This window comes from Helicobacter sp. 12S02634-8, from assembly GCF_002272865.1.
Classification (GTDB): domain Bacteria; phylum Campylobacterota; class Campylobacteria; order Campylobacterales; family Helicobacteraceae; genus Helicobacter_J.
On the sequence record NZ_MLAP01000006.1, the window covers coordinates 122,478 to 130,560 of the forward strand.

Below are 8,083 nucleotides of genomic sequence, written 5' to 3' on the forward strand. Positions count from 1 at the left end.
ACGACAATGCCAAAGATGAAAACAAATCGTGGTGCACTCAAGCGCTTCAAGGTCAAAAAAAACCTCATCAAACGCGGCAGTGCTTTTAAAAGTCATATTTTGACCAAAAAAAGCCCCCAGCGAAAAGCCAACTTGAACGCACCCCACTATGTCCATAGTGCAAATATCGATTCTGTAAAAGCACTGCTTTGCAAGGCTTGATACAGACATAAGGTCAATAGCGGCTCCCCTTTTGAAAAGGGCAAGTTTAGTCCCTAGGACTACACCTACTACAGATAGGTTAAGGAGAAAAAATGAGAGTAAAAACAGGTGTTGTCAGACGACGTCGTCATAAAAAAATCTTAAAGCTCGCTCGTGGCTTTTATAGCGGCAGGAGAAAGCACTTCAGAAAAGCAAAAGAACAGCTTGAAAGAAGTATGTATTATGCCTTCAGAGATAGGAAGCAAAAAAAGCGAGATTTCAGAAGCCTTTGGATTGTCCGAATCAACGCTGCTTGCAGAATCAACAACATCAGCTATTCAAAGTTCATGCACGGCTTGAAATTAGCCAATGTCGAGCTGGATAGAAAAATACTTGCTGATATGGCAATGTGTGAGCCTGAAGCATTTGCTAAAGTTGTAGAAACAGCCAAAAAGGCTATCGGATAAACCACGAGGGTGCGGGGATTTTGAGCCTTATGGCGTTTTGTATGGTATTTATATGGTGCTTTATAAAACGTGGCTCATATCCCGCACCCCTCTCCTTGATTCAAAAGAGAGAAGATTTTTATCAGCTTTAGGGTTTATAGATTGACTTTTTTGATTAAAATGAATATAATTCTGCTTCCAATCCATTATTGGGGTATCGCCAAGTGGTAAGGCACCTGGTTTTGGTCCAGGCATTCAGAGGTTCGAATCCTTTTACCCCAGCCACTTCTTTTACTTGATTGCCATTATATTTTAATCAAAGTTTGTCGCGGGATAGAGCAGTCCGGTAGCTCGTTGGGCTCATAACCCAAAGGTCGGTGGTTCAAATCCGCCTCCCGCCACCATCGCTATTTTCTTATAGATTATTTCTAATCATTTCTAAAATATCCACAGACATTTTCCAAAACTACCTAAATCTTATAGAGTGCTATGATGGCGAGGATTTGATTGATTTTGTTGCTTGAGCGCTTAAAAGGTTTTTGCCTTTGCTCGCCCTAAAGCCAAGGGTGCAAAAAGACAGAGAAAAGACTACAGAAGTGCAAAACCTCTAAAAACGAGTTGAGCGACCAACGCAGTTGGGGCTAACTCTATCCTTTAGGAACGAAAGGGATTTTTAGTCCCTGAAGTGGTCTTTAGGATTTCATAAAGAAATCCCAGATAAAAATTAAATAGATAGGGGGGATAACAGCGAGCTTCCCCTCCATCGTTTGATGATGGTTTGGGAGAAAAAAAGAGTTTTTTCGGGGCTAAGGTTTTGACCCACCCACCCATTATGTTAGGGGAGGATAAACCCCTTTTTTGAAATTGAAAAAGTATTTTTAAAAAAAAGAATATAAAAGTTATTTTGGATTAAAAAACAAGCTTTGGCAAAATAAAAATCAAATACTTTTTTTGCTTACGCATTAAGGGGCTAAAGGGGGCTGATTTGAGCTTTGCACCTCCTAAATCCCCTTAAAAACCCCCTTACCCCTGCCACGCTTAAAGGCAAGGGCGAGCGAAAGCACAGAAAATACCCCTTTTTTTTGAAATTGAAAAAGTATTTTTAGAAATTTGATATAATCCCTATAATCTCTAGCTTTCTTTCTCCCCAAAAGAGATTATCCTAAAAGGGACTACTCACAAGGGATTACTCAAGAGAGATTATCAAAAGAGATGACTCAAGGAAATAAGAAAACAAGAAAGAAAGAAAAGAAAAAAAGATTAAGGAAACAAAGCAATGGATATCACACTCAACCTACCCAAAGAAGCACACAATATTCTTTATAACATTGCTAAAGAACAAAACATCTCACAAGAAGAGCTAGCCAAACAAGCCCTCTTAGAATATCTCGAAGATATCGAAGATTACAAAAAGGGCGAGCTAGCCTATCAGGAGTATGTGGAGGGAGGGCGCAAGGGGATTGCTTGGAATGACCTTAAAAAAGAATTAAATTTATGAAAGTTATCCTAGACAATAAAGCATCCAAGCAATTTAAAAAATTGGATTCGGTTACAAAAGATAGGATAGGTAGCTTTTTTGATGAGCTCCAAACCCTCCCAAACCCACGCCAAAAAGGCAAAGCCCTCACAGGTAACCTCAAGGGCTTATGGCGTTATCGTGTGCAAGATTATCGCTTGATTTGCCATATACAAGACAAAGAATTAATCATCTTATGCTTAGAAATAGACCATAGAAGCAAGGTCTATGAGTAGAGGGAGTTTATCCAAAAAGATTTTCTTTTTTTGCTGATTGACTTGGCTCGTCAAATAGGGTTTTTTGAAAAGAAACAAAAAGTTTTTAGAAAAAGCTTTCAAGCGCTCAAGCAAGTAGCAAACTAAATTAAATCCAAAAATACTTTTTTTTCTAATCTCAAAAAAAGGGGTTTATCCACCCCTACCCCCTCCTTAGCCCCGAAAAAACTCTTTTTTTCGGCAAACCATTATTATACGATGGAGGGGAAGCTCGCAATCCTCCCTCTATTTAATTTTTATCTGGGATTTCTTTATGAAATCCCCAAGACCACTTCAGGGATTAAAAATCCCTTGCGTTCCTAAAGGATAGAGTTATGATAAGCTTTGCTTCTCATCAACTCGTTTTCAGAGGTTCGCACTTCTGTAGTCTTAAATCTGTCTTTTAACACCCTTGCTGAGGGCGAGCGAAAGGCGAAATACAGAAAGACAAAATGCAGAAAGGCGAAAGGCAAAGCTCGGATTGAATCATATTCGCTCGCCCAAAGCCAAGGATTCAAAGGACAAAAATCAAATCCAAAACCTCAATCCCCATCAAAATACACCAACGCTGAACCCCAAGTGAGCCCTCCTCCAAAGGCGTCTAAGAGGACAAGATCGCCTTTTTTGAGCGTTTGGCTTTCATAAATATCATTGATAGCCATAGGGATACTTGCTGCAGAGGTGTTGCCGTATTTTTGCACGGTGGTGATGATCTGGCTTTGAGAGAAATGGAGCAAGTCGCCCACAGCTGCGATGATACGCAAGTTTGCTTGATGGGGGATAAAAAAGTTAATGTCCTCGGGAGTGAGGTGGTTTTTTGCCATAATGTTTTTCACATCGCTAGCAAGCGTTTTGACAGCGAGTTTGAAGGTTTCATTGCCTTTCATTTGCAAGCACTGCACACTGGGCTTTGCGCGCATAAAGTGGCTCTCTTTTAGGGCTCTTGGCGTGAGCAAATAATCATAATAACTGCCATCTGCAGCGATATGCACATCAAGCACGGAACGCTCAAGGCTATCTGTGCTGCCAATCACTGCTGCGCCTGCCCCATCGCCAAAAAGCACGCAAGTCCCTCTATCACTGAAGTCTAAGACGCTGCTGACTTTCTCTGCGCCGACAATCAAGATGTTTGCATACGCGCCTGATTCTACAAAAGATTTCGCCAAAGCGAGCAGATAAATAAACCCCGAGCAAGCAGCTGTGATATCAAAGGCTGGGCGATTTTTGATACCGAGTTTTGCACTCAGTAAGCACGCTGTAGAGGGCATTCCCAAATAATCCGGACTCAAGGTCGCTACAATCACAAGGTCGATATCGCTTGCGTCTAGCCCTGCGCGTTTGAGGGCGACTCTAGCTGCTTGCGTGCCTAAATCGCTGCTTTCTTCATCATCGCTAGCAAAATAGCGCGTTTGGATACCCGTGCGCTTGGATATCCACGCATTGCTAGTGTCTAGGAACTTTTCAAATTCGGAGTTTTCCACACATCTCGATGGGACATAAGAGGCGATGGACTTTAAAGATGCGTATTTTTTCATTGATTATCTTCCATCAATTGGCTATTGATTGATTGTGTGGATTGGCTTGGGCTTTAAAAGCAAAGGCTTGGGCGATTTTTTCACAGACTTGCGACTCGATCGCTCTTAGGGCTTGATAGATGGCACATTCAATGGCTCTAGCGTTGCTCTTGCCGTGGCTAATGATAACGGTTTTATTCACGCCCAAAAGAGGTGCGCCCCCGTATTCAGCGTAGTCCATCTTTTTTTTCAAGTTTGCAAACGCCCCTTTGAGGAGCGCCCCACCGAGCATATGCAGCCACGAAGACTTGATCTCGCTTTTAAGGATATGGCTGATAGCGCCTGCGACCCCCTCAGCAGCCTTGAGCACGATATTGCCACTAAAACCATCGCAGACAATCACATCAACACTGCCATTGAATATATCGTTGCCCTCAACATTGCCTTTGAAAAATTCATAATTTTTCAGGATTTTAAAGGCCTCTTTAGTCAGCTCGTTGCCCTTGGAGTCTTCTTCGCCATTGGCTAAAAGCCCCACTCTTGGGCGTGGATAGCCCATCACATTTTTAGCATATTCACAGCCCATAATAGCAAAATCCACCAAATATTCTGGCTTGCAATCAGTGTTAGCCCCTGCGTCTAAAATCATACTCGGACTATCAGTGATTGAGGGCATTAAGGTGCAGATAGCAGGGCGTGACACCCCTTGTATCCTGCCTATCTTGAGCGTCGCTAGGCTCATCGTCGCCCCACTATGGCCTGCTGATACAAGTGCATCTGCACGCGATTCTCTCAAAAGCTCGCTGCCTACATAGATAGAAGAGTCTTTTCTTTTGGCTGCGACTGCGGCTGATTCTTCCATCTTGATAAAATCTGCGCAATGGGCGATCTCGACCTTTTTGGCAAGCGCACTAGAGATAAAAGGGGCGATCAGATCCTTGTCCCCTACTAAAATGGCTTGAAATTCCTTGTGGCTCAAAGCCCTCTTGACCCCCTCGATGATAGGTGCAACGCCGTTGTCTGCACCCATCGCATCAATGACTATTTTTAACATTGGCTTTTTCCATCATTTCCACGCATTTCCACGCATTTTCTATGTTTTTGCGATACAAATACTCTGTGCATAGGACTTCACGCAAACTGGCTCATTTGTAAGACCCACTGAATTTGTTGATATGGTGGGGCATTTTCCAGCTCCCATCTTTATCGCGTATGGGGCAAGCCAACTTTACTTTATAGTGTGTGCGTCGTTTTGCAGCTCTTGTCTTACTCACTCGCCTATCGGGGACTGCCATTTGAAACTCCTTGTGTTTATTCTTTGGTGTGATAATCCATCTTGATGGACTCTATCTCGCTATGCAAAATAAAATCCATATCAATAAAGCCATCAAAAAACTCAATGACATCAAAGTCATCAAGCTTCAAATTTTGGCTTTGCATATCCCACAAACCATCTGAAATATACAAAACCAAATCCGTATCAATCGCTTGAAAAAACTGCTCCCCACTCAAATCACAAACCACCTCCAACGCCCCTTTCAAAGAAGCGCGCATACAAAAGAGCTTTGATGTCTTGCGCGTGAGCTCTCCACTTAAGGTCACCCCCTCTGACTCTAGGGTAAAGGGCTTGGGAGTCTGCGTGATTTTTCGCATTTCTATTTGCATTAGAAACTAAAAAATCTCCTTTTTTGCAAAGAAAAATTCGATTTCATTTTTAGCATTTTCTAAGCTATCGCTGCCATGAACAGCGTTAGCGTCGATACTTTCAGCAAAATCTGCGCGTATAGTCCCTGCCTTAGCTTCTTTGGGGTTGGTCGCGCCCATCAAATCGCGATTTTTCAGCACAGCATTTTCGCCCTCTAAAACCATCACAACAACAGGCCCACTCACCATAAACTGCACCAAATCCTTGAAAAAAGGTCGGCTTGCGTGGACTTGATAAAAAGCCTTGGCCTCGCACTCAGAAAGATGGATTTTTTTGCTCGCTGCGACTCTTAGACCATTGGACTCAAATCGGTCAATGATTTTACCTGTAACATTTTTTCTGACTGCATCGGGCTTGATGATTGAAAGCGTCTGCTCTTTCATGAATGCTCCTCTTTAAACTTGAAGTCTATAAATCAAGCTGTTATTATAACTAAAATTCGTATGTTAAAATGCTTAAAATGAGAATTTCTTGTCAAAATCTTATTTTTAAGAGTCAAAAAGAGGGTTTGACTGCCCTAAAATTTGATTTTTATGTTTAATTTTATTCTTATTGGGATTTCTTTATGAAATCCTTAAGACCACTTCAGGGATTAAAAATCCCTTGCGTTCCTAAAGGATAGAGTTAGCCCCAACTGCGTTGGTCGCTCAACTCGGTTTTAGGGGATTGGGATTTCTTTATGAAATCCTAAGACCACTCTTTCAGTCTAAAAGCTCTTTTTATTTCTTTCAAAAAAGGGGTTTATCCTCCCCTAACATAGTGGGTGGGTGGGTCAAAACATTTACCCCAAGGAGGTTTTTGCGTTCTTTCAACAAATTACATTAAAGGTTTTTCTCTTTCAAAAGATTTTTTGTTTCTCTTTTCAAAAAAGGGGTTTATCTACCCCTAACCCCTCCTTAGCCCCGAAAAACTCTTTTTTTCGGCAAACAAGGAGGGAAGCTCGCAATCCTCCCTCTATTTAATTTTTATCTGGGATTTCTTTATGAAATCCTAAGACCACTACAGAGAGCTAAGCCCTCTTGCGTTCCTAAAGGATAGAGTTATGATAAGCTTTGCTTCTCATCAACTCGTTTTTAGAGGTTTTACACTTCTGTAGTCTTTTCTCTGTCTTTTTGCACCCTTGGCTTTAGGGCGAGCAAAAGCAATCTTTAAAAACTGCGCCTAAGCAACCAAACTTATTGCATAAAAGCCTTTCTAGTAAGCTCTGCTATCAAAGCAGAACGATTCAAACACATCTCCTTTGCCTTAGCATCAAGAATATTCACAATACGAGTAGGCAAGGTGATATTTACGCGCACAGATTTATCTTCTGTAGGCTCTGGGATAAATTCCCCCCTCCCAAGCATACTTTCAAGCGTAGCCTCAAAAGCATTTTGCAAATCTCTGATAGCCTCCTCTGGGCTTTCTCCATCACCATAAAAAAATGCTACACCCTTAAAATCAGGCATAAACGCCCCATATCCTCCACCATCGCTTTGAGAATGCTTTTTGACAACAATATCATAAGGCAAGTTTAAATAGTAATTCAAATCTTTTTTCATTTCACTCTCCTAAAATAGCACTCAAGACTAGCTTAACATAGATAGCCTTAATGGGCTTGTTGTATGGGATTGTTAGGGTCTGATTGCCTCTATAAAAAGTATGATGACTTCCCTTGATTCTGTCTAAAACAAAGCCATTTTGCTCTAAGACCTTTTTTAACTCCTCAAAACTTATGTTTTTAGGGTTATTTTTCATATTTTTTAAAGCCTTATCTTTGGAACTCACACCACTGCCTTGATTGGATCTATCAGTATATTATACACATTAGTCTTAAATCAACACCCCTTATTGCTATTACTTATATGCTGTTTGTTGGGAGTCTTCTGGTTTTTGAAACCCCCTTACCCCTGCCACGCTTAAAGGCAGAAAAGCAAATGCAAAGGCGAAAGGCAAATACAAAGGCAGAAAACCTCGGATTGCTGTGTCTTTGCTCGCCCTCAGCAAGGGTGCAAAAAGCCAGAAAAAAGACTACAGAAGTGCGAACCTCTAAAAACGAGTTGATGAGAAGCTTTGCTTATCATAACTCTATCCTTTAGGAACGCAAGGGATTTTTAGTCCCTGAAGTGGTCTTAGGATTTCATAAAGAAATCCCAATAAAAATAGATAGGGGGAAGTTGCGAGCTTCCCCTCCATCGCATAATGATGGTTTGGGAGAAAAAAGAGTTTTTTGGGGGTAAAGGTCTTGACCCTCCCACCCATTGTGTTAGGGGAGGATAAACCCCTTTTTTGAAAGAAAGAAATAAAAGTCTTTATTGTTTTGTTAAAAGAAAAGCAAGGGCGAGCGAGGTTACAAGGAAATCCCCTTATCTTTGAAAGCCCCTCTTACTTTACTCTCCCTTAAAGGCAAAGGGACTTACTTCACCTCATACATCACAGCATAAGACTTAGGATTGTTGTCAATGTCTTGGACAATCTTGTCTGCTTGG

The 8,083-nt window shown here is 41.5% G+C and carries 12 protein-coding genes and 2 tRNA genes; 7 read left to right on the plus strand and 7 right to left on the minus strand.

All coding sequences use genetic code 11. The annotated features are described in order from the left end of the window. The first annotated feature begins 6 nt into the window (after positions 1–6). From rpmI to BKH46_RS05415, 6 genes are all read left to right on the plus strand, one after another. Positions 7–201, plus strand: a complete 195-nt coding sequence (gene rpmI, locus BKH46_RS05390; RefSeq protein ID WP_095225812.1) for a 50S ribosomal protein L35 — start codon at positions 7–9, stop codon at positions 199–201. A gap of 92 nt (positions 202–293) precedes the next feature. Then, positions 294–647: a 50S ribosomal protein L20 gene (rplT, locus tag BKH46_RS05395; protein WP_095225813.1), complete on the plus strand. Its 354-nt coding sequence runs from the start codon at positions 294–296 to the stop codon at positions 645–647. Positions 648–836: 189 nt separating this feature from the next. Further along, positions 837–911 (plus strand) — tRNA-Gln (locus BKH46_RS05400). 42 nt (positions 912–953) lie between these two features. After that, positions 954–1,030 (plus strand) — tRNA-Met (locus BKH46_RS05405). A gap of 872 nt (positions 1,031–1,902) precedes the next feature. Next, positions 1,903–2,124: a DUF6290 family protein gene (locus BKH46_RS05410; RefSeq protein WP_095225814.1), complete on the plus strand. Its 222-nt coding sequence runs from the start codon at positions 1,903–1,905 to the stop codon at positions 2,122–2,124. Continuing rightward, positions 2,121–2,378, plus strand: a complete 258-nt coding sequence (locus BKH46_RS05415) for a type II toxin-antitoxin system RelE/ParE family toxin (protein ID WP_095225815.1) — start codon at positions 2,121–2,123, stop codon at positions 2,376–2,378. Before BKH46_RS05410 ends, BKH46_RS05415 begins: the two co-directional genes overlap by 4 nt. 560 nt (positions 2,379–2,938) lie before the next feature. Here the strand turns inward: BKH46_RS05415 and BKH46_RS05420 are convergent. From BKH46_RS05420 to BKH46_RS05450, 7 genes are all read right to left on the minus strand, one after another. Beyond that, a complete protein-coding gene (locus tag BKH46_RS05420) occupies positions 2,939–3,931 on the minus strand; it encodes a beta-ketoacyl-ACP synthase III (RefSeq protein WP_095225816.1) in 993 nt (330 codons plus the stop codon). 13 nt (positions 3,932–3,944) lie between these two features. Further along, the gene (plsX, locus tag BKH46_RS05425) at positions 3,945–4,964 is read right to left on the minus strand and encodes a phosphate acyltransferase PlsX (protein WP_095225817.1); all 1,020 of its coding nucleotides are present in this window, start codon (positions 4,962–4,964) and stop codon (positions 3,945–3,947) included. A 91-nt stretch (positions 4,965–5,055) separates the two neighbouring features. Continuing rightward, entirely contained in the window at positions 5,056–5,205 is a 150-nt protein-coding gene (gene rpmF, locus BKH46_RS05430) for a 50S ribosomal protein L32 (protein WP_095225818.1), read from the minus strand. 16 nt (positions 5,206–5,221) lie between these two features. Further along, positions 5,222–5,575: a hypothetical protein gene (locus BKH46_RS05435; protein ID WP_095225819.1), complete on the minus strand. Its 354-nt coding sequence runs from the start codon at positions 5,573–5,575 to the stop codon at positions 5,222–5,224. A 6-nt stretch (positions 5,576–5,581) separates the two neighbouring features. Next, positions 5,582–5,998: a nucleoside-diphosphate kinase gene (ndk, locus tag BKH46_RS05440; RefSeq protein ID WP_095225820.1), complete on the minus strand. Its 417-nt coding sequence runs from the start codon at positions 5,996–5,998 to the stop codon at positions 5,582–5,584. Between the two features lie 792 nt (positions 5,999–6,790). Further along, positions 6,791–7,156 (minus strand): type II toxin-antitoxin system HicB family antitoxin, encoded by a 366-nt coding sequence (locus tag BKH46_RS05445; protein WP_095225821.1) that lies wholly within the window; start codon positions 7,154–7,156, stop codon positions 6,791–6,793. Between the two features lies 1 nt (position 7,157). Continuing rightward, entirely contained in the window at positions 7,158–7,382 is a 225-nt protein-coding gene (locus BKH46_RS05450) for a type II toxin-antitoxin system HicA family toxin (RefSeq protein ID WP_095225822.1), read from the minus strand. Between the two features lie 149 nt (positions 7,383–7,531). Between BKH46_RS05450 and BKH46_RS09475 the strand changes: the two genes are divergently transcribed. Further along, positions 7,532–7,693, plus strand: coding sequence for a hypothetical protein (locus tag BKH46_RS09475; RefSeq protein ID WP_172402569.1), 162 nt, complete (start codon positions 7,532–7,534; stop codon positions 7,691–7,693). Positions 7,694–8,083 lie beyond the last annotated feature (390 nt).